Raw genomic sequence first — 22173 nt, 5'->3', positions numbered from 1 at the left:
GCCGGTCGGCCAGTTTCAGCAGGGACAGCGCTTTCAAAACCCAAGGTGATCAGGTCGAGTTCATCCACGAAGACATCGACAACGCGCACCGGATTAGTGTCGCTGACGTAATCGTCCAGGCTCTCGGGGAGCAGGGTCCTTTGACCTCGGTGTTCACCTTGAATGAAGCGTTTCATGGGCAGCCCTTGCGATGAAATCCGGGGCAATCATAGCAAGGGTTGGCTTTGGCGTTTTGACACACTCTGGGCCGGGGGCGGCTACCGCGGCATCCTTGCCGCGGTGCCCCCTACGCAACGCCTGCGTTCGGCCTCTGGGAAAGGGGCGGCAGATCAAGATCAAGATCAAAAGCCAAAGCCACGGCAACGGCAACGGCAACGGCAACGGCAACAGCAACAGCAACAGCAACAGCAACGGCAACGGCAACGGCAACGGCAACAGCAACAGCAACAGCAACAGCAACAGCAACAGCAACAGCAACAGCAACAGCAACAGCAACAGCAACAGCAACAGCAACAGCAACAGCAACAGCAACAGCAACAGCAACAGCAACAGCAACAGCAACAGCAACGGCAAGATCAACAGCTTCGCGAGCAGGCTCGCTCCCACACTTGGACTGGGTACATTCGGGGAAGATGGGCCGGCTGACAGGTCGCCATCGCAGGCAAGCCAGCTCCCACAAAAATTCAGACATATCCGCTCTGCTTTTCACCACGCAACAGGCCGAGCGTTAGCTCGCCTGCAGCTTTTGATCTTGACGCACCGCCCCCTCGTGAGGCCGAGTGGAGGTTCTGCGCAGTGGGCAACCCGGCATGGATGCCGGGTTAGCCGCGCACGGCCATGGATGGCCGATCGCGGCGGGCCCACGGAGCAGGACCGGAGCGAGGGCATGCCGAGCCTAGGCGAGGCACCGAACGAAAGGGGCAGAAGCGCTTTGGTTACTTTCGCGCTTTTCGAAAGTGACTCGCTGTAAAAGCGAAACCGCCAGCGGCCATGACCGCAAAAACGGATATGTACACCGATCAATGTTCGGTGTCAGCAAGCGGGACACTAGAGCCGCATCGAGCCCAACAACCCTTGCAGAAAGTGCTCGCCGGCTTCCATCTGGCTGATCTCGATGAACTCGTCAGGCTTGTGCGCCTGTTCTATCGAGCCCGGGCCACAGACCACAACCGGCACATCCAGGCGTTGTTTGAACAACCCGCCCTCGGTGCCGAATGAAACTTTGGCAGTGCCGGTGTCCGGCGCGGCAAAGTTTTTCAGAAAACGCACCGCTTCAACGCTCGGGTGGGTATCGAGGCCCGGATAGACGTTCAGGGTTTCGATCTCGATATCCGCCACGCTGGACAGCTTTTTGGCTTCGCGAACGATCAGTTCGGCACGCTCGCGCATCTGTTCCAGGAACTGATCCAGGTCGTCCGCTGGCAAGTTACGCACTTCGAAATCCAGGGTGCACAGGTTCGGCACGATATTCAGCGCCTTGCCGCCGACAATCTGCCCGACATGCACGGTGCTGTAGGGCACGTCATAGTCGGCATCCTGGGCGCCCTGCTCTTGCAGTTGCTGCTGGCTCTGACGCAGTGCCGCGATGAAATCGCAGGCCACATGAATCGCATTGACCGAACGCGGCGCCAGCGAGGAATGCGCTTCCAGACCGCGACAGTAAGTGCGGTAAGAACCCTTGCCCTTGTGCCCGAGCACGAACTGCATGTTGGTCGGCTCACCGATCACGCACAGAAACGGCCGCACCGGCGCCAGATGCAATACATCCAGTAAGCGTCGAACACCCACGCAGCCGATTTCTTCGTCGTGGGACAGCGCCAGTTGCAATGGCCGACTCAACGGATGATCGGCGGCATCGAGCATGGCGTCGATAGCCAACGCGACAAAGCCCTTCATATCGCAACTGCCACGGCCATAGATCCGACCGTCCTGCACGGTCGCCTGAAACGCTGGAAAGGTCCAGGCCTGCCCCGCTGCCGGCACCACGTCGGTATGGCCGGACAGCAGAATCCCCGGCACCTCCCGCGGACCAGTACTGGCGAACAGGTTGGCCTTTTTACCGCTGGTGTCCTTGACGATCAGCGACTCGATGCCCTTGCTCAGCAGCAGATCGCGCACGTACTCAATCAAGGCCATGTTCGATTCCGCAGAAACGCTTTCAAAGGCCATCAGGTGTTTAAGAATCTCCAGTACACGAGGCTTCATGAGGCCTTGCTCCGTTGCTCGACTGAAGAAGCGAACCGGTTGATGGAGAACGGCAAAATCGAAGTGCTGGTGCTGCCGGTGCTGATCAGTTCCGCCATCACGTCGCCCACGCCCGGGCCGAGCTGGAAGCCATGACCGCTGAAACCGAACGCATAGAACAAACCATCAACGGTGCCGCTCGGCCCCATTACGGGCAGTGAATCAGGCAGGTAACCTTCGATACCACTCCAGACCCGAATGATGTTCAGGTTGCCGACACCCGGCAGCAGGCGACGCATCTGATCGAATTGATTGAGAATGCTGCGCGGCTCGACATAGGCCCGGCGGTTGAGCATGTCCGGCTCGCTGCGATAGCCGCCACCGATGATGATATTTCCACGGGGTATTTGGCGGAAATAAATCACTTCCTCGGGAATCCTGGTATAGACACCGATGACTGTCGGCAAGGCGTAAGGCACTGGCTCGGTCACGGCCATTTGCGGACCATGGGTTTCCAGCGGCACCGGTTCGCCGAATTGCGCCGAGAGTTTTTGGCCCCAGGCGCCAGCGGTGATCAACAGCTGGGCGGCGCTGAACTGACGACCGTCGGTGGTGCTGATACTGAACTCGCCGCCGACCTTTTGCACCTCGGCCACTTCCGTGCGCTCTTCGATCTGCGCACCGAGGCGTCGTGCCGCGCGGGCAAACGCCGGGGCCGCCAGACGCGGGTTGGCGTGCCCATCGTGGGGGGCATAGGAGCCGCCTTTCACATCCGGGCCGAGAAACGGAAAGCGCTTATGTAATTCGTCGCCACTAAAGATCTTCAGGTCCAGCTGCTCTGCCTCAGGGGCGTCTGCGTAGGCTTGCAGCTCGGCGATCTCGTCTTCGCGGTAACACACCCGCATATGCCCACTGGCGATGAATTCCAGGTCATCGTCAATCAGTTCTGGCAGACGCTTCCATAACGCCCAGGAACGATTGGCCAGTTCCAGCTGCCCGAGGTATCGCCCTTGACGTCGCACGTTGCCGAAATTCACGCCGCTGGCGTACTGACCGATCTGGTCGCGCTCCAGCAAGATCACCGACTGCCCGCGCAGGCGCAGGAAAAACGCCGCCGCTGAGCCCATCAGGCCGCCGCCAACAATCACGACATCGGCTTTCTGTACCGTCATGGCGACACCTCCTCGGTGAGTATCGAAAGGGGTTTGACCGGCGCTTGACCCCGTTGTCGGCCAACCTGTTGCACGCTGACGCCCGCGGCGGCGGCAATCACCTCTGCCCCGGCCTGGGAGCAATAACGGCCCTGGCAGCGGCCCATGCCGACCCGGCTGAAGGCCTTGGCCCGATTGACTTCACAGGCCCCCTTCTCACTGACGGTCCGACGCAACTCGCCGGCCGTGATCATTTCGCAGCGGCAGACGATCGCCTCGTCCGGCAGCGCTTTGGYCTGGGCGGAGGGCCAGGGAAACGCCTGCGCCAGGCCGAGGCGAAATTCATCCATCACCGCCAGCGCGTGCCGTTGTTCGTCGCGCAACCCGACGTTCATCGGTTGCTGCTGATCCTCCAGCAGCGCCATGGCCACCAGCCTCCCGGCGTGTTCGGCCGCATCGGCACCGCGAATCTTCGAGCCGTCACCGGCGGCATACACGCCGCTGACCGAGGTCCGGCCGTCTTCATCCGTGGCCAGCCACCATTGGCTCGACGCTTCATCGAAGCGCATACGGCAACCGGCCAGGTCGGCCAATTGAGTTTCCGGACGCAGGTGATAACCGAGGGCCACGGCATCGCAATCCACCGTCAAGGTCTCACCGCGCGCCGTGCGCACGCGTACGCCACTGACACCGCTGGCCGCATCGCCTAGCACTTGAAGCGGTGAAATGCCCAGGTGCACCGGGATCTTCGCCCGGTAAAGCTGCGCCAACAGTTTCATCCCGGTGAACAGCAACCCCGGGCGCGCCAGCAGTTTCGGCATGGCAAGGATCCGTTTGCTCAACGGCGAAGTGTCGAGCACTGCCGCGACCTTGGCTCCCGCCTTCACATACTGACTGGCAACCAGATACAGCAACGGCCCGCTGCCCATGAACACCACGCTGTGGCCGATGGACACAGCCTGAGATTTCAGGGCGATCTGCGCACCGCCCAGGCTATACGTGCCCGCTAACTGCCAGCCTTCAATCGGCATCAAACGGTCGGTGGCGCCGGTGCAGAGGATCAGCGCGTCGTAATCCACCGTCGAGTGCTTGCCCTGGCTGACACAGCACAGTTGCCCCGGCGTCAGGTTCCACACCAGTGTGTCCGGACGATAATCAATCTGCCCGCGCAAACGGTCGAAGCTCTGGTGCAGGTCGTTGGCCTTGGCGGCTTCGGTGCCATACAGCGTGGCGTAATCCCGGGTAAACCCTTCGGGTTGGCGCCGGTAGATCTGCCCGCCATCCCGGCGATTTTCATCGATCAGGATGGGCTTGAATCCAGCGGCGACCAGGGTTTCGGCGCAACGTGTACCGGCCGGCCCGGCGCCGACGATTACGACTCGATGAGGGTTCAGCCGCGCAGTGGCCATATCGCCTCCGGTTGTGTGGTGACAATATCCAGCCCTTCACGGACCTCATTGGAACAGGCGCGTAGACGTTCGCCGCTGCGGGTCCAGACCCAGCAGTCCTGACACGCGCCCATCAAGCAGAAACCGGCGCGGCGGCCAGAATCGAACTCCGATTGGCGCAAGGCCGAACCCTGAGTCAGCAACGCGACCATCAGCGTATCGCCCTGCAGCGCCTCGATAGGTTTGCCGTCTACCTGAAGTTTGATGATGGGCCGGCCCTGTTCGGCCAGCCTTACGAAACGCCCGTTCATGCATAGGCTCCCACGGTCATGCTGTTGGAATCCTGCTGAGTTTTCAGCAGCTCGGCACTGTCGTGATGGCAAAGGACTTCACTGCCGCCAACGATCATCCGACGGTCCGGCGGGACACAATTGCACAGGCCGTCGACCCGCACCGGGCAGCGATTGAGGAACGTGCACAGCCCCGGCACATTGGCTTTTGCACCAATGGGCGGCAGCGTGCCGCAGGTCGTTGTTCCACAGCTTTCCAGCCAGCCCTGACGCAACTCCGGCACCGAATGGATCAACAAGTCGGTGTAGGGGTGGAACGGTGCCTGGGCGTACGACTGGCGACTGCCGGCCTGGATCTTGTGGCCGCTGTACATCACCACGATGTCGTCGCACAGCGCTCGCACGGTGGAGATGTCATGGCTGATGAACAGATAGGACACGCCCAGTTGCTGACGCAGGTCGCGCAACAGTTCGAGAATCGCTGCACCGACCACGGTATCCAGTGCCGAGGTCACCTCGTCGCAGAGAATCAGATCCGGCTTGGCGGCCAGGGCCCGGGCCAGATTGACCCGTTGTTTTTGCCCGCCGGACAGTTCGTTCGGACGACGTTCAGCCATCGTGCGCGGCAAACGAACGAGATCCAGCAACTCACCGATACGCTCGCGCAATGCCGCACCCTTGAGGCCGAAATACATCTTCAGCGGGCGACTCAGAATCGTGCTGACGCTGTGCATCGGGTTGAGTGCGGTGTCGGCATTCTGAAAGACCATTTGAATGCGTCGGAACTGCTCATCGGTGCGCGACGACAGGCTGCCACCCAAGGGCTGGCCATCGAAGGTCAGTCCCCCGAGCGCCGGCTCCAACAACCCGGCCACCACCCGTGCCAAAGTCGACTTGCCAGAACCTGACTCACCAATGACGCCAATCGCCTGGCCCCTACGCACGGTCAGATCAATATCCTCCAATACGAGGATCGATGGCATGCCATGCGCGTTCTTGTTGCCGTAACCGGCGGTCAGACCCTGGATGGTCAGCAAAGGAGTGTCTTCAGCAACACCGCAGGGTGGACGGATAGTGGTGTCCGGCCGTGCTGCCGCCAACAAGCTGCGGGTGTATTCGTGGGTCGGGCCTTTGAGCAAGGGTGCCGTGGCGCTCTGTTCGAAGATCTCGCCGCCATTGAGCACCACGATCTGATCGGCCATCTGCGCCACTACCGCCAGGTCGTGGGACACGTAGACTGCCGTCGCGCCACGTTCACGGACCACCCGTTTGAACGCCCGCAGTACATCAATTTGGGTGGTCACATCAAGTGCCGTCGTCGGTTCGTCGAGTACCACCAGCAATGGATCGCTGATCAGCGCCATGGCCGCCATCACCCGTTGCAGTTGCCCGCCGGAAACCTGATGAGGGTAACGCTGGCCAATGTGATCGGGGTCTGGCAGGGCCAGGTCGCGGAACAACTCGATGGCCTTGGCCTCAAGCACAGCCCTGCTGCCCAGACCATGAATCAACGCACCCTCCACGACTTGGTCGATGAGCCTTTTCGCCGGATTGAACGCCGCGGCGGCGCTCTGGGCGATGTACGACACACGGTTGCCGCGCAAGCCTTGCAGCTCGCCTTCGCTCAACGCCAGCATGTCGTGTTCGCCGATCTGCACCACCCCGCCCGCCAACCGACAACCGCGTCGGGCATAACCGAGTAACGCCAGGGCGATAGTGGTCTTGCCGGAGCCGGACTCACCGATCAGCGCCAGCACTTCGCCTTTCTGCAGGGAGAAGCTTACGCCCTTGACGATTTCCACCTCACCAAGCTCGCCACAGGCGACCACTCGCAGGTCCTGAACCTTAATTAACTCACTCATTTCAATGACCTCCCGAACGTCGACTACGTCGCGACGACAGTCGGTCGATAAACAGATTCACACCGATGGTCAGGGTGCCGATGGCCAACGCCGGAATCACGATGGCCGGTGCCCCTTGGTTGAGACCACCGATGTTTTCGCGCACCAGCGACCCGAGATCGGCATCCGGCGGTTGCACACCCAGCCCCAGGAAACTCATGCCACTGAGCAGCAGCACGATGAAGCCAAAGCGCAAGCCCAGGTCCGTCAGCACCGGGTTGAGCATGTTCGGCAGGATTTCCACGCAGGCGATGTACAGCCGACGCTCGCCGCGAGTACGGGCCACTTGCACATATTCCAGCGCTTCGATGTTCACCGCCATGCTGCGGGCGATGCGGAATGCACCCGGGGTGAAGCTCAATACCGCCGTGCAGATCAGCAAGGTGACCGAGGAGCCGAAGGCCGAGACCATGATCAACGCCAGCATCTTGCTGGGGATCGAAATGAAGGCGTCCATCAAGCGACTGATCAACTCATCCAGCCACTTCGGCGACACCACCGACAGCAACGCGAAGCTGGTCCCCAGACCGCTGGCCAACACCGCCGCCACCAAGGCCAGGCCGACGGTGAATCGTGCGCCGACGAGGATCCTGCTGAGCATGTCGCGACCCAGGTAATCGGTGCCGAACGGGTAAGCAGCGCTCAGGTTGTCGAAGACATTATCAGAGACCACTTCCCCCACCGGATGCGGTGCCAGCCATGGGCCGAAGATGGCCACCAGCAACCAGATCACACACATCGCAGCGCCGATCAGGCCGAGCCAGGACGATCCGTGGGAAACCTTGCCCTGCGCCAATTTGGTAGTAGCCGGCGATTTCACAATGAGATTGTTCATTGATTTCTCAGCCTCGGATTGGAAAGAATCGCGCACAGGTCGGCAATCAGCACCAACGTCAAATACGCCGTACAAAACAACATGGTGCAGGCTTGAACCAGGGCCATGTCGCGGTTGGTCACGGCATCGACCATCAGGCTGGCGATGCCGGGGTAGTTGAAGATCGTTTCAACGATCACCACCCCGCCCAACAGGTAAGACAGGCTCAAGGCGATGGCATTGGCGATGGGCCCGATGGCGTTGGGCAAGGCATGGCGTAGAACGATCCGGATCTTGCTCACACCTTTGAGCCGGGCCATTTCCACGTAAGGGCTGTCGAGCTGATCGATCACCGCCGCCCGGGTCATGCGTGCCATTTGCGCGACAATCACGCAGCACAGCGTCATCACCGGTAAGGCGTAAGTGCGCATGAATTGCCAGGGTGACGTGATGTCACTGGCGTAGGACAACGCCGACAACCAACCCAGGTTCACCGCGAAAATCAGCACCGCCAGGGTCGCAACCAGAAACTCTGGCACCGCCACCATGGTCAAGGTAAAAAAGCTGAGGACACTGTCGATGCGCCCGCCCCGGCCCATGGCCGAACCGATGCCCAGAATCAACGCCACCGGCACTGATACCAGCGCCGTGGCGGCCGCCAGCATCAGGGTGTTGGGCAGACGCCCGGCCATCAAGTCGCGGACCGGCATGGCGTTGGATACCGACTGCCCCATGTCACCGCCAAGCAGGCTCATCAACCAGTGCAGGTAACGCAACACACCGGGCTGATCCAGCCCCATTTTCAGGCGCAAGGCTGCCACCTGCTCGGGCGTGGCGAATTGCCCCAGAGACTGTTGTGCCGCGTCTCCCGGCAGCACCGCCGTGATGGCGAACACCACCATGGACACAATCAACAAGGTCACGATCGCCGTGCCCAAGCGCCGGCCGATCAACCACAGTGTGTTGCTATTCATCACCCTATCCTCATGCAATGTAGCTGCAGCAAAAACCCGACTTTCATCAAGCGTCCAGCCAGACCTGCTCGGCAAACATGTACCCCATGAAACCGCCTAGAGGGTTGGTGCCGTAGCCCTTGACTCGCTGATCGGCGGCATCGATGTTGCTGATGAACACTGGCACGCCGATACCGCTGTGCTCATGCACCAGGGTTTGCATATCTGCGTACATCTTGCCGCGCTTGGCCTCGTCGGTTTCACCTCGGGCTTGTACCAACAGCTGGTCGAACTGTTCGTTTTTCCAGCCGGATTCATTCCAGGGTGCTGTCGACTGGAAGAACTGCGAGAAAAGCATGTCGGCATTGGGGCGCGGGTTGATGTTGCCGAAGCTCAGCGGGTGCTTCGCCCAGTGATTGGACCAGTAGCCATCGCTCGGCAGACGGTTGACGTCGAGCTTGAGTCCAGCCTCTTTGGCTGACTGCTGCAACAGCACGGCGATGTCCACCGAACCGGTCGCGGCCGGCGAGCACATCAGCGGCATCGTGATGCTTTCCATGCCGGCCTTTTTGAGCAGGAACTTGGCTTTTTCCGGATCGTAGGCACGTTGTGGCAGGTCGGCGTTAAAGAAGCGCGCACCCGGTGCGATCGGGTGATCGTTGCCAACCCGGGCGTAGCCACGGAATATCGCCGACTTGATTTGCTCGCGGTCCATCAAGTATTTCATGGCCTGGGTGAACTCCGGGCTTTGGCCCGGCATCTGGTCTTGACGGATGATCAGGTCAGTGTAGTTACCCGACGGCGAGTCCACGACCCGATGCTTGGGGCTGGCCTTGATGCGAACCGTTGAGCGCGGGTTAACCTCGTTGACGATGTGCACGTCGCCCGACAACAGGGCGTTGATCCGTGACGACTCATCGGCAATTGAGATAAATTCGATCTCGTCCAGATAGGGCAAGCCGGGTTTCCAGTAATTGGTATTGCGCACAGCAATCGAACGCACCCCGGGCTGGAACTCCTTGGCCTTGAACGGACCGGTACCGATGCCCTGGCTGAAATCGCTCGTACCCTCGGGAACGATCAACATGTGAGAGACGGCAAGAACCGACGGCAATTCAGCATTCGGGCCGCTCAATTGTATCTGCACTTCGTGGGTACCGACGGCCTTGACCTCGGCGAACTGCGACGCCAGCGGCAGGACCTTGGAACCGGTGAGTGGATCCTTGTGCCGCAACAGCGAAAACACCACGTCGGCGGCGGTCAGCGCCTTGCCGTTGTGGAAGGTCACTTCCTTGCGCAGGCTGATCACCCAGAGCGTGGCGTCAGTGGTTTCGATACGCTCGGCCAACTCCAGTTGCGGCACCATATGGCTGTCGAAACGCGTCAGACCGTTGTAGAACATGTAATGGCGCACGTAGTCGGTGGAGCCTGAACCTTTGGCCGGATCCAGGGTGTCGGCGGTGGAACTGGACGAGCCTGAGACGCGGATACGACCGCCGGGCTTGCCTTTGCCAGGGCTTGCAGCCTCATCATCGGCAAACAGCTTGCCAGCGGCGCCGAACAGACTACTGGCGCCCGCGACAGCCACCCCGGCCAACCCCAGCATCTGCAATGCATTGCGGCGTGACATGCCGCGATTGAGCCCTTCGAAAACGCGCAGACTTTCTTCACCGGTGATCAGCTGGGAGTCGATATTATTTTTTTTGTCAGTCATGTCAGTCCTACCTTTCGTCAATGATCAGGCTCAAGTGCTGCTGATTAAGCGCAGCGTGGTTGAAACGTAAAGCAACACCATGAACTCAGTGCAGGTAGTCCTGCAGGCGGTAATACGCCCCCACCAGAGGCAGGAACCAGGGTTTTCCGAAATGCCCGGGAATGGCTGGCCAATCGAGTTCGCGCCACGGATTGGCCTCGACCTTACCGGCCATTACCTCAGCCATGACCTGCCCCATGTGCACCGACATTTGCACCCCATGACCGCTGTAACCCATGGAGTAATAAACCCCTCCATGCTGCCCGGCGCGGGGTAACCGATCGGAGGTCATATCCACCAGGCCACCCCAGCAGTAATCGATCTTCACGCTAGCCAGTTGCGGAAACATCTGGACCATCGCCGCCTGCAATACCTTGCCGCTCTTGGCGTCGGAAATGCTGTCGGACATGGCAAACCGGGCACGACCGCCAAACAGCAAGCGGTTGTCCGGTGTCAGGCGGAAGTAGTTACCGATCATGCGGCTGGTGACATAGGAACGCCGTGCCGGTAGCAAGCTGTCGATCAGGGCCTGCGGTAGCACCTCGGTGGCGATCACGAAACTGCCCACCGGCACGATCCGCCGCCGATACCAGCCCAATCCGCCCTGCTGGCACGTGCCTGTGGCCAGCAGAATCTGCGTGGCGTGTAGCGAGCCCTTGGTGGTATTGACCTGATAGCCGCCGGCACTGGCCTTCCAATCCGTCACTGACACGCCCTGAAAGATCAATGCGCCGTGACGTGCTGCCGCCTCGGCCAACCCGACACCGAAGCGCCCAACGTGCATCTGCACGCCGTTGCGCTGCAGCATGCCTCCATGGAACTGGGCCGAGTTGGCTTCAGCACGGGCTTCTTCTGGAGAGAGCAACTCGACCTCGGCGTCGACCTCCCGCCGAATCAATTCGCAGGTGCGCGCCAAACCTTCGTAATGCATCGGTTTGGCGGCCAGCTTCAGCTTGCCATTGCGCTGTAGGTCGCAGGCAATCTGCTCCTGCTCCACCAATGAAACGACGCTCTGTACGGCGCTTTCATAGGCTTGGTAATAAGCACGCGCCTTATCAGCGCCGAGGCTGGCGCTGAGTGCCGCGTAGTCTTGGGCAACGCCGGTGCTGCAGTGGCCACCATTGCGCCCCGAAGCCTCGCCAATCACCCGCCCTCCTTCCAGCACCACCACACTGGCCCCCTTCAAGGCCAGGGCTCGGGCCGCGGCCAGGCCAGTGAGACCACCACCGACGATGGCCACATCGACCTGCCCGGGCAATGCGCCGAGCTGTGCACCGGTGAATTGCGGTGCGGTATCGAGCCAATAGGACTCACTGCCCATGTCTAACCCCTTTTGCCTTGAAGAGTGCCTTGAGACTTAGAGACCGACCAACCCGGGCAATGCGCCGATATCCGGGATCTGGTGGTAGCCATAAACGGCATTCGCCGGCTGTTCATGACCACGAGCAACGAAGGCTTTGTTCTTGATCTTCATGTCGTTGGCCGGCATCAGGTCGTAACGGAAGCTCGAGGACACATGCAGAACGTCCTCAGGCCCGCAGCCGAGGTTATCGAGCATGAACTCGAAGGCGGCCAGGCGCGGCTTGTAGGCCTGGGCTTGTTGGGCGGTGAAGACTTTATGGAAGGGAGCGCCGAGCTTGTCGACGTTGGACATGATCTGCTCGTCCATCGCGTTGGAGAAAATCACCAAGGGAATCTTGTCGGCGATTTTTGCCAGGCCGGCCGGTACGTCGGCATGTGGCCCCCAAGTCGGTACGGCGTCGTAGTAGAGTTGGCCTTCACCCCGGTACTCGACACCCCAACGCTTGCAGACGCGCGCCAGGGCGGTCTTGATGATCTCATCATACGGCCGCCAGTCACCCATCACCTGATCCAGACGATAGGCGGAGAAGTCCTTGACGAACTGATCCATTTGCTCAAAAGGGACACGATCGGCGAACAGTTCGCGCGTCATGTTTCCCATTTGAAAGTTGGTCAACGTGCCATAGCAGTCAAAGGTAATAAACTTGGGTCGAAGAAAGCTCATGAGTGCGGTCCTTAATGATTGTTGAGGTCATGACGGGGCAAGCAGTTACTCCGCTCTGGAAGCATCGGTGCAACGCTGCATCACGGATTTATTACAACACCAAGAGACCATGCATAAACTGTTAAAAGTATAGGCTGCTTGGTACAAACCACCGTTTTGCAGGGCTTGCTCAGCAGACTTTGCGGGACGCTCCAGACTCGGGCGCTCCACCCCCTGTTTCTACGCCTTTGCGGGCTTTTATGGTGCGCTGGCAAGCCACGCACAATGCAATGTGCGGCAGTATTTATGGCTGACGGAAGGAGAACGAGGGCATTTTCTGAGGCGCGCCCGCTGATTGTGCTGCGAGGTGAGGCGGGGCCAATCAAGCGTCAATGCGCGCTGGGACAACCTTGCTTCTATTAGCGATAGCCGTGACATACCGGTCAAAACAACATCTGTACGCGTCGCGACAGCTCTACAAAGGCGGCGCATCGCACGATGCATCACCACGCCCCCACCTGCCTATCTATATGACCCATCACCGCCACCGATGTGCCTACGAACGCACTGACCAGGAATGGTCTCACTGAGCGGTCTATCAGAAGGTTTACTAACGAAATCGGTTCAACTTGTTCTCATACAAAGTCAGCCTGACAGATACGGCAGATTCTCCCTTGCAAACCTGAAGAACAGCACATTTTATCTGGCACGCTTTGCTAGCTTATTGAGAAGACCCGGCATAGCGATGTCCTGGTCGCCACGGCGATGTTCTGGTGATTTCCACGTTCGGCTTGATCTTTGTTTCAGCGACCTTGCAAGGTCGCGAGCCAGACCGCCCTCTGCTGCTTGCAGTGCCTGTTACCGCTCTAGGGAGCCAGTTGGATGACAATACAATCTTCGAATAGCTACAGCATTGATCCGCAAACGGCTCAGAAATTTTATATCAATGGCTGTTGGTCTTCCCCGGCAATCCCGGCAAGTTTGCCGGTGGTCAATCCGGCAACTGAAGAGGTCGTTGCGCAGGTCGCGCAAGGCTCCGCCGCGGATGTTGATCGGGCAGTAGCTGCTGCGCGCGCAGCGTTTCCTGGTTGGTCTGCTACCTGCGCAGAGTCACGCGCGCTTGTCCTTGGAAAGATCCATGAGCTCATCCTTGAGCGAAAAGAAGTGCTCGCGCAGGCCCTCTCTCTCGAAATGGGCGCTGCCATCGGTTCCGCCCGGGCAATGCAAGTGCCTCTCGCGGCCGAACACGTTCGGGTCGCCCGCGATCTGCTGTCCACTTATCGTTTCCAGACGGTTGAAGGTGGAACCGCGATTGAACGCGAACCCATAGGCGTCTGCGGTCTCATCACTCCGTGGAACTGGCCGCTTTATCAAATCACCGCGAAAGTCGCCCCTGCTATTGCTGCCGGATGCACTGTGGTCCTCAAACCAAGCGAACTGTCGCCTCTGAGCGCCCTTCTTTTTGCACAACTGGTCCATGACGCAGGCCTTCCACCAGGCGTCTTCAACCTCGTGAACGGAAGTGGATCCGAGGTCGGCGCAGCGATGGCTGCGCACCCTGATATCGATATGATTTCGATTACCGGCTCCAACCGCGCGGGCGCGCTGGTCGCACAGGCGGCCGCCCATACGGTGAAGCGGGTTACACAAGAACTTGGAGGAAAATCCCCGAACATTCTGCTTCCCGACGCCGACTTCGCCAAAGCCGTCCCACTGGGCGTGATGTCAGCGTTGCGCAACGTCGGACAATCGTGCAGCGCCCCGACACGAATGATCGTACCTAAGGACCGGCTGGCGGAGGTTGAATCGCTGGCAGCCGAAACCGCCAATGCGATCATCGTGGGTGATCCGCAATCGGAAGCTACGGTGCTCGGTCCCATTGCCAACGAGGCCCAGTTCAATCGTGTGCAAGCCATGATCGAAGCTGGTCTGAGTGAGGGCGCAAAACTCGTTTGCGGCGGACCAGGACGTGTACCGGGTTATGAGAAGGGCTTCTACACTCGACCGACAGTATTCTCCGACGTAGATGCCGCAATGCGGATCGCCCAAGAAGAAATTTTCGGGCCGGTGCTGTGCATCATTCCGTATGAGACGATCGATGAGGCGGTCCTTATCGCGAACGATACGGTATACGGCCTGGGCGCCCATGTTCAGTCTCAGAACCTTGATCTTGCACGTGCAGTTGCCTCTCGTATCCGCGCGGGGCAAGTGCATCTGAATTACCCCGCCTGGAATCCAATGGCTCCATTCGGTGGTTACAAACGTTCTGGTAATGGTCGTGAGTATGGTGTCTACGGCTTGGAGGAATACCTGGAAACCAAGGCAATCATTGGATTTGGCGGATCACTTGATAGTACTTCCCGCACGTAGAACTCATTCAAATGTTCGGTGCCGTCCAATTCGGCTAGCCGCCGATGCGGACGCCCATCGCGCAGACCGGTCGCGAACGCTTGTTGCGCCAGCAGAAAACACCGATCTCACACTCCTTGCGGTGGTTGCTGTTGGTCCCTGTCGGATTACTTGATCGCATGGCAGCCTACCGCCACGACGTAACCGCTCACCCGCTGCAAAAAAGTCCTCTTGTATTCGTTCTGCCCAGTGATGGGGTTGCGCCACAGGTAAGCAATTTCCCCTTTTTCATGGGCGCTCATTTGCTTGTGGATGTCCTCGCCAATAGGCTTGTCGTCGACTGAACGCAGTGACTTGAAGTCGGTGCCGATCAACCGGGACGAAAAGCCGTGAGCGACAAACCGTTGGGTTTTCAAGTCCACCACGAAGGCATAAAGATCCTCCTGGGTGAACCGCTTATCGTTATTTGAAGGTTTCACCGCCAGTCAGGACCCGATGAGTGACATGCGCATCGGAAGTTCGAGGTGAGGGTTGACTGAATGGCTTGTGAAACGCTTAAAACATTTCGAGAGGCTATTATCAAACGCAGTGAAAGTAGTTTTCGTGGAGGGATAAGGCTTGTCGCGCTGGGGTATGGACGGTCACTGTTTTTTGAATATCAGTGCGGCGGATTTTCATCATACTGACATGATTGGCAGTGTTCGGTGGCTGCCTGTGTCCCGACAAGAGCAATGACCCATGAACGATCAAATCGAACTGTACGGCGCGAACACCGGCAACAGTCTGCGGGCCGCAATTGCCCTGGAAGAATCCGGCATCGCCTACACGGCACGCAGGCTCGACCTGTATGCGCAGGAACACCGTGGCCCGGCCTTCCTGGCGCTGAACCCGGCCGGGAAAGTCCCGACCCTGATCGACCACGGGACCACGCCGGCGCTGGTCATCAATCAGTCCAACGCCATCATCCAGTACGCCGATGCCAAGGCGCCGGGACGACTGGCGCCGGCGCAGGCCGGACCTGAGCGTATCCGGGTGATTGACCGCTATTTCTTTTTCGTGACCGATGTCATCGCCCCCAGCCATGCCGCGTTTTTTCTGCACCAGGCGGGGCAGGACAAGGCGGCGGCGATCATCGATCTGCGGGTGATCGAGCAACTCACCTACGCGGAAAGTTTTTTGACTGCCGGGTTCATGGCCGGAGCGCAGTTCTCCATGGCCGACATTTCGGCGTTCACCATCGCCACAGCGTTCCGTGATCGACTGGAATGGAAAGAGCTTCCGCAACTATCGCGCTGGTTCGACTCGGTCGAAGCCAGGCCGGCGGTACAACGCGGCCTGAATGCGTTCAAGGATGCCTGAGTGGTCGATGTGCTGACACTTATGTAGGAGCGAGCCCTGCTCGCGATGGACGTCAACGATAACGCGTGCTTACCGGTTAAACGCGCCGTACTTGAGTCTTTCGCGAGCAGGGCTCGCTCCTACAAAGTGCGGCATTCCAATAGATCAGTCGGTGTAGCCGAACTTCACCGAACGGCTTTCCTGCACCTGGCTTCGCGTAGCGAGGCAGTAATACAACGGACACGTCACCACCAGCCCCACCAGCCATGACAGGTCCGCGCCGTCCACCAGATTGGCGTACGGTCCGACATACAGCGACGTATTGGCGAATGGCAGCTGCACGATGATGCCGATGAAGTAGGCAATGATCGCGTGCAGATTGAAGCGACCGTAGATGCCGCCGTCAGCGCGGAAGATCGAAGCGATGTCATAGCGACGACGCTTGATCAGGTAAAAGTCGATCAGGTTGATCGAGGCCCACGGCACCAACACCAGCAACAGCGCGAGAATCAGGCCGATGAACTGCGAAATGAAGTTCGCCGAAGCGCCCAGCGCCACCACGCAGCAACCGGCCAGTACGATGCCCGACAACACCACGCGCACCTTGATGCTCGGCGTCCACTGGCTGGCGAAGGTCTGGATCGAAGTGATGATCGACAGCACCGCGCCATACAGATTCAAGGCGTTGTGGCTGATGATGTTGAGCAGGAACAGCACCATCAGGATCGGCCCCAGCCAACCGGTGGACTGCTTGACCGCCGCCATCGCCTCAGTGCCTTCCGGGGTTGCCAGTACCGCCACGGCGCCGAAAGTGAACGACAGGATCGTGCCCAGGGTCGCCCCCAGGTAAGTGGCGAAGAACGGACGGGTGATACCGATATCCGCCGGCAGGTAGCGCGAGTAGTCAGACACGTAGGGTGAGAAGCTGATCTGCCAGATGATGCCCAGCGACACCGTGGCCAGCCAGCCGGACAGGTTGAATCCGCCGCGGGTGAAGAAGTCCGCCGGCAGATCATGGGCGAAGATATAGAGAAAGCCAGCGAGCAACGCGCTACCCATCACCCAGGTGCCGATGCGGTTCAGGGTATGGATGAAGCGGTAGCCAATCACGCCGATGGCGGTGGCGCTGAGGGCACCGATGAGAATGCTGGCCGGCACCGGAACCGACGGCGCAATGCCGACAATCGATTTGCCTGCCAGCACGATGTTGGAAATGAAGAAACCGATGTAGATCAACGCCGCGAAGAACACGATCAGCAGAGCGCCGTAGCGGCCGAACTGGCCACGACTCTGCACCATCTGTGGAATGCCCATGCACGGCCCCTGGGCCGACGCCAGCGCAATCACCACGCCGCCGACCATGTGCCCGAGGGCAATCGCCAGCAGGCCCCAGAACAGGTTGAGGTGGAACACCTGGACCACCATCGCGCCGGTGACGATGGGCAGTGGCGCGATGTTGGTGCTGAACCACAAGGTGAAAAGATCGCGGGCCTTCCCGTGGCGCTCTGCGAGTGGAACGTAGTCGACCGTGTGGTTCTCGATCAACGGATCTTGCCGGGACATCTGGGACATGTGCATGAACTCGAGTTTGTCTGTTCTTATCTTTGTATGAAGCCAAACCGGGGGGACTCTCTGGCCGCCCCTCAGATGACGACCATATTATGGTATTCCAAACTTTAAACAAGACTGATCCGGTCTTTGAACAAGCATCTGAGCCGGCATCCTGCCCGAATCACGCCAGCACTGGCTAGCCGAAAGCCCCGTAATCATTGGGTTTCCGACGAAAGCCTTACGTTTATCGGTTCACCTAAAAAGACCTTGCAATAGATGTATTACGGTATACCATCAGACCTACAAGCACATAAAAAACGCGTCACACCACCCGAGGACCGTCCAATGATCGATGCCGCCATCTACAAACAAGTCATGGGTTCGTTCCCGTCCGGAGTGACCGTGATCACCACCCTGGATGACGACGGGCAAATCGTCGGCCTGACCGCCAGCGCCTTCAGCTCGCTGTCGATGGACCCGGCCCTGGTGCTGTTCTGCCCCAACTACAGTTCCGATTCCTACCCGGTCCTGATCAAGAACAAACGATTTGCCATCCACGTGCTTTCCGGCGGCCAGCAAAACGAAGCCTATGCTTTCGCGCGCAAAGGCAAGGACAAGGCCCAGGGGATCGAGTGGACGTTGAGCGAACTGGGCAACCCGATTCTGGCCAACGCCACGGCGGTCATCGAATGTGAGTTGTGGCGCGAATATGAAGGCGGTGATCACGCGATCATGGTCGGCGCGGTGAAGAACCTGATCGTGCCCCAACAGAGCAGCGGGCCACTTGTGTATTGCCACGGCAAGATGGGCGCCCTGCCCGTTCTGGCCTGATTTGACATTTCGGCTGCAGCTATCCAGTATTATGGTATACCAACAATCATCAATGCCCTGCGCCGACGGGCCAATAACAATAGATCCGAGGTAAGCGTCATGAAGTTTTCCCTGTTCGTACACATGGAACGTTGGGACGAAAGCGTCAGCCACCGCCAGTTGTTCGAAGACCTGACCGAGCTGACGCTGATGGCCGAGGCCGGTGGTTTCAGCACCGTATGGATCGGCGAACACCACTCCATGGAATACACCATCTCGCCAAGCCCGATGCCGTTGCTGGCTTATCTGGCGGGCAAGACCACCACCATTCACCTCGGTGCCGGCACCATCATCGCGCCGTTCTGGCATCCGCTGCGGGTGGCCGGTGAATGCGCGTTGCTCGACGTGATCAGCAACGGGCGCATGGAAGTCGGTCTGGCCCGTGGTGCCTACCAGATCGAGTTCGACCGCATGGCCGGCGGCATGCCGGCATCCTCCGGTGGCCAGGCGCTGCGGGAAATGGTTCCGGTGGTGCGCGCACTGTGGAACGGCGACTACGCCCACGACGGCGACATCTGGAAGTTCCCGACCTCCACCAGCGTGCCCAAGCCGATCCAGCAGCCGAACCCGCCGATGTGGATCGCCGCCCGCGACCCGGACTCGCACAACTTCGCCGTGGCCAACGGCTGCAACGTCATGGTCACGCCGCTGATGAAAGGCGACGAAGAAGTCCTCGACCTGAAGAACAAATTCCAGGCCGCGCTGGACAACAATCCTGGCGTGCCGCGCCCGCAATTGATGGTGCTGCGTCACACCCACGTGCACACCGCTGACGATCCACAGGGCTGGGAAGTCGGGGCCAAGGCGATCTCGAAGTTCTACCGCACCTTTGATGCCTGGTTCGGCAACAAGACCACCCCGGTCAACGGTTTCCTCGCGCCGAGCCCGGAAGAGAAATTCGCCGGTCGCCCTGAGTTCGAGCTGGAAAGCCTGCACAAGACCGCCATGATCGGCACCCCGGAAGAAATCATTCCGCGCATCAAGTACTACCAGGAACTGGGGGTCGACGAATTCAGCTTCTGGTGCGATAACAGCCTGCCCCACGCGGAAAAGAAAAAATCCCTGGAACTGTTCATCAAGCATGTGGTGCCAGCGTTCCGCTGATTGCGCCGTCCTGCTGCAGCACACCTCAACTGTGGGAGCGAGCCTGCTCGCGATGGACGCTAACGATAACGCGCGCCATCTGAATGACCGCGTTGTCCAGAGTTTTTCGCGAGCAAGCTCGCTCCTACAGGGGTCGATTCCAATGATGACTGGTCGTCTCCCACCACTCGCCCTTCCCTCCGGCGCCGCGCGGGCTTACCTGCGCGGTGAATGGACCGCTTCGCACCTGCATTTCAAGCGCCTGCGCGCCAGCGTTTCGGCCAAGCAGAACGGCTTCTGGCAAATAGTTCACTGAGCCCACCCGAACAGCCAATCACGCACCCCGCGTCTCGCCATTGCATGGCGCGTGCGGTGCATCGTGTTTCGCCTTTGATCAGGTTTGCCCAATGAACAATAACAACGCGCTGTTGATCATCGACATGCAGCAGGAGGACGGCTTCGTCCTGGAAAACTTCGACAGGGTGGTCGCCCATACCGCCGCCCTGCTCGATACCGTCCGCCGTCAGCGGATGCCTGTCATCTATACCCGCCACGTCAATCAGGCCGACGGCAGTGACCTGCCCCGAGGCGAACCTCTGGCCGCCGACGGTGGCCCCGGCAGTTACCGCGCCGGCACCCGGCAAGTGGAAATCATCGAGTCGCTGACGCCGCAGCCCGGTGAATTGATCATCGACAAGGGCCGTTACAGTGCCTTTCACCGCACCGACCTCGACGCCCGACTCAAGGCAATGGAGGTCGACACGCTGATCGTCTGCGGCGTGCTGACCGACGTCTGCGTGCTCACCAGCGTGTTCGATGCCTTCGCCCTGGGTTATCGCGTGCGCCTGGTCAGCGATGCCTGCACCACGACCACCGAGGCCGGGCATTACTCGGCCCTGCTGATCATGGCCAACTGGGTCTACGCACTGGAAATCCTCACCACGACCGAGTGCCAGCGCGACCTGGAACACCGCGATTACATCAGCCTGATCCCCGAGCGTCCGGACCTGTTTGCCCACCAGCCCCATGAGCTGCAAAGCACCATCGCCCGTCTGCAATCCCGTCTCGTCCGGACTCAGGAGTGATCGCCATGCAAGTTGAAAAAAGAAGCATCGATTTCATCCCCGAGACCGAACGCCACGGCAAGCCGGGTTCGCTGTTCTATATCTGGTTCGGCGCCAACATGAACATCACCACCATCGCCTCCGGCGTGTTGCCGGTGGTGATGGGGCTCAACCTGTTCTGGAGTGCGTTGGCGATCATCATCGGCTCGTTGCTGGGGGCGATTTTCATGGCCTCCCACTCGGCCCAGGGACCGAAGCTGGGCATTCCGCAAATGATCCAGAGCCGGGCGCAATTCGGCGTGTTGGGGGCGGTGTTGCCGCTGCTGTTCGTGATGCTGATCTACTTGGGCTTCTTCGTCAGCAACACCTTGCTCGCGGCCCAGGCACTGGAGTCCGTCAGCCCGCTGCCGATGTCCGGCAATATCTACCTGATCGGCGCGTTGTGCTTCGTCGTCGCGCTCTATGGCTATCGGTTGATTCACCGCTTGCAGAAGCTGCTGTCGATTCTGTCGCTGGTGGTGTTCGTGGCGGCCACGGTGCTCGCCTTGCAGTTGCCGATCCCGGCCGAACAATGGCTGCCAACGGGCTTCTCGTTGTCGAAGTTCCTGGTCGCGGTGAGCATCGCCGTGACCTGGCAACTGTCCTACGCGCCTTACGTCGCCGACTACTCGCGCTACCTGCCAAGCAGCACGCCGACCGCCCAGGTATTCTGGTACAGCTATGCCGGCACGGTCAGCGGTGGCGCGTGGATGATGATTCTCGGGGCGATCCTGAGTGTCGGTATCGGCGATTTCTCCAGTAACGTCGGCGGGCATGTCGCCGGTCTGTTCGGCGCTGGCGCGGTGCTGCTGTTCGCCTTCATCGTCTACGGCCAGGTGTCGATCAACGTGTTCAACCTGTACGGCGCGTTCATGTCGACCATCACCGTGATCGAACCTTTCGCCCGGCTCAAGGTGACCCCGCGAGTACGCGGTGTGTTCATGCTGCTGATCAGCCTGGTGGCCACGGCCCTGTGCACCATCAGTCAGGACGACTTCATCAACTTCTTCCTCAACTTCATCTTCTTCATGAGCTACTTCCTGATCCCGTGGACGGCGATCAATCTGGTGGACTACTACTGCCTGCGCAAAGGCCAGTACCGGATTGACGACATCTTTGACCTGAACGGGATCTACGGACGGGTCAACCGGATCGCCTGCGGCAGTTTCCTGCTGGCGATTGCCCTGGAAATTCCGTTCATGAACACCACGCTGTACGTCGGCCCGGTGGCCACGGCGCTGGACGGGGTGGATCTGACGTGGATCGTCGGGTTGGTAGTGCCGGCGTTGAGTTATTACTGGCTGATGAAGCTCGGCAAGCGAGCGCCGATGATGGAGTCAGCAGCCGACTGATTTTCAGGCAAAAAAAATCCCAGGCAGCTGATGGACGCCCGGGATTTAAAAATGCATAAACCGTGGTGGTGAACGCGGCGCGGATATT

General features: G+C 59.7%; 20 protein-coding genes and 1 pseudogene. 7 read left to right on the top strand and 14 right to left on the bottom strand.

Annotated features, from left to right (window positions below):
• From AC1DXW_RS23065 to AC1DXW_RS23010, 12 genes and pseudogenes are all read right to left on the bottom strand, one after another.
• Positions 1-176: pseudogene (locus AC1DXW_RS23065) on the bottom strand (IS5/IS1182 family transposase); the annotation flags it as partial.
• Positions 154-573, bottom strand: coding sequence for a hypothetical protein (locus tag AC1DXW_RS23060; RefSeq protein WP_477757127.1), 420 nt, complete (start codon positions 571-573; stop codon positions 154-156). The pseudogene AC1DXW_RS23065 and the gene AC1DXW_RS23060, both read right to left, overlap by 23 nt.
• A gap of 474 nt (positions 574-1047) precedes the next feature.
• Positions 1048-2205, bottom strand: coding sequence for an acetylornithine deacetylase (gene argE / locus AC1DXW_RS23055; RefSeq protein WP_477755201.1), 1158 nt, complete (start codon positions 2203-2205; stop codon positions 1048-1050).
• Positions 2202-3356 (bottom strand): NAD(P)/FAD-dependent oxidoreductase, encoded by a 1155-nt coding sequence (locus tag AC1DXW_RS23050; protein WP_477760492.1) that lies wholly within the window; start codon positions 3354-3356, stop codon positions 2202-2204. The genes argE and AC1DXW_RS23050 overlap by 4 nt, the downstream gene beginning before the upstream one ends.
• Positions 3353-4744, bottom strand: coding sequence for an FAD/NAD(P)-dependent oxidoreductase (locus AC1DXW_RS23045; RefSeq protein ID WP_477760491.1), 1392 nt, complete (start codon positions 4742-4744; stop codon positions 3353-3355). The genes AC1DXW_RS23050 and AC1DXW_RS23045 overlap by 4 nt, the downstream gene beginning before the upstream one ends.
• Entirely contained in the window at positions 4726-5034 is a 309-nt protein-coding gene (locus AC1DXW_RS23040) for a (2Fe-2S)-binding protein (RefSeq protein ID WP_052964739.1), read from the bottom strand. Before AC1DXW_RS23040 ends, AC1DXW_RS23045 begins: the two co-directional genes overlap by 19 nt.
• Positions 5031-6875, bottom strand: coding sequence for an ABC transporter ATP-binding protein (locus AC1DXW_RS23035; RefSeq protein WP_477760490.1), 1845 nt, complete (start codon positions 6873-6875; stop codon positions 5031-5033). The genes AC1DXW_RS23040 and AC1DXW_RS23035 overlap by 4 nt, the downstream gene beginning before the upstream one ends.
• Before the next feature lies 1 nt (position 6876).
• Positions 6877-7749: an ABC transporter permease gene (locus AC1DXW_RS23030; RefSeq protein ID WP_477760489.1), complete on the bottom strand. Its 873-nt coding sequence runs from the start codon at positions 7747-7749 to the stop codon at positions 6877-6879.
• Entirely contained in the window at positions 7746-8702 is a 957-nt protein-coding gene (locus AC1DXW_RS23025) for an ABC transporter permease (protein ID WP_477755196.1), read from the bottom strand. Before AC1DXW_RS23025 ends, AC1DXW_RS23030 begins: the two co-directional genes overlap by 4 nt.
• Before the next feature lie 46 nt (positions 8703-8748).
• The gene (locus tag AC1DXW_RS23020; RefSeq protein ID WP_477755195.1) at positions 8749-10395 is read right to left on the bottom strand and encodes an ABC transporter substrate-binding protein; all 1647 of its coding nucleotides are present in this window, start codon (positions 10393-10395) and stop codon (positions 8749-8751) included.
• A gap of 85 nt (positions 10396-10480) precedes the next feature.
• Complete coding sequence (locus AC1DXW_RS23015) at positions 10481-11755, bottom strand: NAD(P)/FAD-dependent oxidoreductase (protein ID WP_477755194.1); 1275 nt, start codon at positions 11753-11755, stop codon at positions 10481-10483.
• Between the two features lie 36 nt (positions 11756-11791).
• Entirely contained in the window at positions 11792-12460 is a 669-nt protein-coding gene (locus AC1DXW_RS23010; protein ID WP_150752413.1) for a haloacid dehalogenase type II, read from the bottom strand.
• Positions 12461-13321: 861 nt separating this feature from the next.
• Here AC1DXW_RS23010 and AC1DXW_RS23005 point away from each other — a divergent pair.
• Positions 13322-14809, top strand: a complete 1488-nt coding sequence (locus AC1DXW_RS23005; protein WP_477756193.1) for an aldehyde dehydrogenase family protein — start codon at positions 13322-13324, stop codon at positions 14807-14809.
• 146 nt (positions 14810-14955) lie between these two features.
• Here the strand turns inward: AC1DXW_RS23005 and AC1DXW_RS23000 are convergent, their stop codons facing one another.
• A complete protein-coding gene (locus AC1DXW_RS23000; protein ID WP_477756192.1) occupies positions 14956-15267 on the bottom strand; it encodes a cache domain-containing protein in 312 nt (103 codons plus the stop codon).
• A 259-nt stretch (positions 15268-15526) separates the two neighbouring features.
• Between AC1DXW_RS23000 and AC1DXW_RS22995 the strand changes: the two genes are divergently transcribed.
• Complete coding sequence (locus tag AC1DXW_RS22995; RefSeq protein WP_477756191.1) at positions 15527-16147, top strand: glutathione S-transferase family protein; 621 nt, start codon at positions 15527-15529, stop codon at positions 16145-16147.
• Between the two features lie 144 nt (positions 16148-16291).
• Here the strand turns inward: AC1DXW_RS22995 and AC1DXW_RS22990 are convergent, their stop codons facing one another.
• Positions 16292-17698, bottom strand: coding sequence for a purine-cytosine permease family protein (locus AC1DXW_RS22990; protein ID WP_477756190.1), 1407 nt, complete (start codon positions 17696-17698; stop codon positions 16292-16294).
• Between the two features lie 324 nt (positions 17699-18022).
• Here AC1DXW_RS22990 and AC1DXW_RS22985 point away from each other — a divergent pair, with 324 nt between their 5' ends.
• From AC1DXW_RS22985 to AC1DXW_RS22965, 5 genes are all read left to right on the top strand, one after another.
• The gene (locus AC1DXW_RS22985; RefSeq protein ID WP_477753854.1) at positions 18023-18508 is read left to right on the top strand and encodes a flavin reductase family protein; all 486 of its coding nucleotides are present in this window, start codon (positions 18023-18025) and stop codon (positions 18506-18508) included.
• Between the two features lie 99 nt (positions 18509-18607).
• Positions 18608-19651 carry an LLM class flavin-dependent oxidoreductase gene (locus AC1DXW_RS22980; protein ID WP_007982502.1) on the top strand — a complete coding sequence of 348 codons (1044 nt, stop codon included), beginning with the start codon at positions 18608-18610 and terminating at the stop codon, positions 19649-19651.
• A gap of 145 nt (positions 19652-19796) precedes the next feature.
• On the top strand, positions 19797-19946 hold the full coding sequence (locus AC1DXW_RS22975; protein WP_477753882.1) for a hypothetical protein: 150 nt from the start codon (positions 19797-19799) through the stop codon (positions 19944-19946).
• Positions 19947-20037: 91 nt separating this feature from the next.
• Entirely contained in the window at positions 20038-20715 is a 678-nt protein-coding gene (locus AC1DXW_RS22970) for a cysteine hydrolase family protein (RefSeq protein ID WP_477753855.1), read from the top strand.
• A 5-nt stretch (positions 20716-20720) separates the two neighbouring features.
• Positions 20721-22085 carry a purine-cytosine permease family protein gene (locus AC1DXW_RS22965; RefSeq protein ID WP_477760488.1) on the top strand — a complete coding sequence of 455 codons (1365 nt, stop codon included), beginning with the start codon at positions 20721-20723 and terminating at the stop codon, positions 22083-22085.
• Positions 22086-22173 lie beyond the last annotated feature (88 nt).

It is taken from the genome of Pseudomonas sp. P4_C4, assembly GCF_056402055.1.
Note: the sequence above shows the minus strand (reverse complement) of the source record. Positions and strands in the feature narration are given on the sequence as shown.

Coding starts and splice junctions, on each gene's coding strand:
- argE (WP_477755201.1), bottom strand. CDS start 2,205: ATGAAGCCTCGTGTACTGGAGATTCTTAAACACCTGATGGCCTTTGAA.
- AC1DXW_RS23050 (WP_477760492.1), bottom strand. CDS start 3,356: ATGACGGTACAGAAAGCCGATGTCGTGATTGTTGGCGGCGGCCTGATG.
- AC1DXW_RS23040 (WP_052964739.1), bottom strand. CDS start 5,034: ATGAACGGGCGTTTCGTAAGGCTGGCCGAACAGGGCCGGCCCATCATC.
- AC1DXW_RS23035 (WP_477760490.1), bottom strand. CDS start 6,875: ATGAGTGAGTTAATTAAGGTTCAGGACCTGCGAGTGGTCGCCTGTGGC.
- AC1DXW_RS23030 (WP_477760489.1), bottom strand. CDS start 7,749: ATGAACAATCTCATTGTGAAATCGCCGGCTACTACCAAATTGGCGCAG.
- AC1DXW_RS23025 (WP_477755196.1), bottom strand. CDS start 8,702: ATGAATAGCAACACACTGTGGTTGATCGGCCGGCGCTTGGGCACGGCG.
- AC1DXW_RS23020 (WP_477755195.1), bottom strand. CDS start 10,395: ATGACTGACAAAAAAAATAATATCGACTCCCAGCTGATCACCGGTGAA.
- AC1DXW_RS23015 (WP_477755194.1), bottom strand. CDS start 11,755: ATGGGCAGTGAGTCCTATTGGCTCGATACCGCACCGCAATTCACCGGT.
- AC1DXW_RS23010 (WP_150752413.1), bottom strand. CDS start 12,460: ATGAGCTTTCTTCGACCCAAGTTTATTACCTTTGACTGCTATGGCACG.
- AC1DXW_RS23005 (WP_477756193.1), top strand. CDS start 13,322: ATGACAATACAATCTTCGAATAGCTACAGCATTGATCCGCAAACGGCT.
- AC1DXW_RS22995 (WP_477756191.1), top strand. CDS start 15,527: ATGAACGATCAAATCGAACTGTACGGCGCGAACACCGGCAACAGTCTG.
- AC1DXW_RS22990 (WP_477756190.1), bottom strand. CDS start 17,698: ATGTCCCAGATGTCCCGGCAAGATCCGTTGATCGAGAACCACACGGTC.
- AC1DXW_RS22985 (WP_477753854.1), top strand. CDS start 18,023: ATGATCGATGCCGCCATCTACAAACAAGTCATGGGTTCGTTCCCGTCC.
- AC1DXW_RS22980 (WP_007982502.1), top strand. CDS start 18,608: ATGAAGTTTTCCCTGTTCGTACACATGGAACGTTGGGACGAAAGCGTC.
- AC1DXW_RS22975 (WP_477753882.1), top strand. CDS start 19,797: ATGACTGGTCGTCTCCCACCACTCGCCCTTCCCTCCGGCGCCGCGCGG.
- AC1DXW_RS22970 (WP_477753855.1), top strand. CDS start 20,038: ATGAACAATAACAACGCGCTGTTGATCATCGACATGCAGCAGGAGGAC.
- AC1DXW_RS22965 (WP_477760488.1), top strand. CDS start 20,721: ATGCAAGTTGAAAAAAGAAGCATCGATTTCATCCCCGAGACCGAACGC.